The 691-nt window shown below is 54.1% G+C and carries 1 protein-coding gene; it reads right to left on the reverse strand.

What is annotated here, in order from left to right; all coding sequences use genetic code 11:
• Window positions 1-67: 67 nt before the first annotated feature.
• Window positions 68-493 (reverse strand): hypothetical protein, encoded by a 426-nt coding sequence (locus J0F76_RS20735; protein ID WP_207472355.1) that lies wholly within the window; start codon window positions 491-493, stop codon window positions 68-70.
• Window positions 494-691: the final 198 nt, after the last annotated feature.

Raw genomic sequence — 691 nt, forward strand, 5'->3', positions numbered from 1 at the left:
TAGCCAGAACAAGTTGCTCAATGATCAGGTCTCCTTGCGGAGCCTGAATCACGCAAGGCGTGTGAAATCAATGGGTCTGGAGCCTAGGCAATCTCGGGCCATCCACATTCGCCAATTGCTCGACAATACCTGATGCTTCAAGCCACTTGCGCCGATCCGGAATGGTGATGTTCACGCTTAGCTGATAGGCAATGCAAGGCCCGATCACCAAGCTGTCACTGCATTGGGTTGAAAAGCCCAGATGGGCAGCCGCACGCAGAATAAAGCTTGGAATCCGTGCAGGTAGGATCAAGGTAAGATCAGCAGGAGCCAGATCAAACCTGCGAACAAGTTCAAAGGCTAGCGGCAAATGAAGGTTCAGAAAATGCGACCAGTTTCCCGGACTGTCAATCCGGCAATCCATGCCCAGCGTTCCCGACAGCGCAACCGACTTACTCCTGGTTTTACCCTTTACAAAACCACGCCAGCCACCACGCAGGGCAGGCGGGGCCATCTGGTCAACAAGGCCGAAGGGAATGGTACCGCCCGGTGCATTGCGCCCCGGCAGGGCAATAATCTCACAATCGGGGACAACGCGGTCAATTAGATAGGATTTGGCAGTTATAACACGCTGCTGAAATAGTCAGGCCTCGACGCCGAATGAAGAACATGATTCATCGCCGACCAAATGACGGCGGGGGTGATCATGCGG

The organism is Paracoccus fontiphilus (genome assembly GCF_017356265.1).
GTDB classification, from domain to species: Bacteria; Pseudomonadota; Alphaproteobacteria; order Rhodobacterales; family Rhodobacteraceae; genus Paracoccus; species Paracoccus fontiphilus.

What these genes read in the sequence shown, in the direction of transcription:
- J0F76_RS20735 (WP_207472355.1), bottom strand. Translation starts at nt 493, where the DNA reads ATGGCCCCGCCTGCCCTGCGTGGTGGCTGGCGTGGTTTTGTAAAGGGT.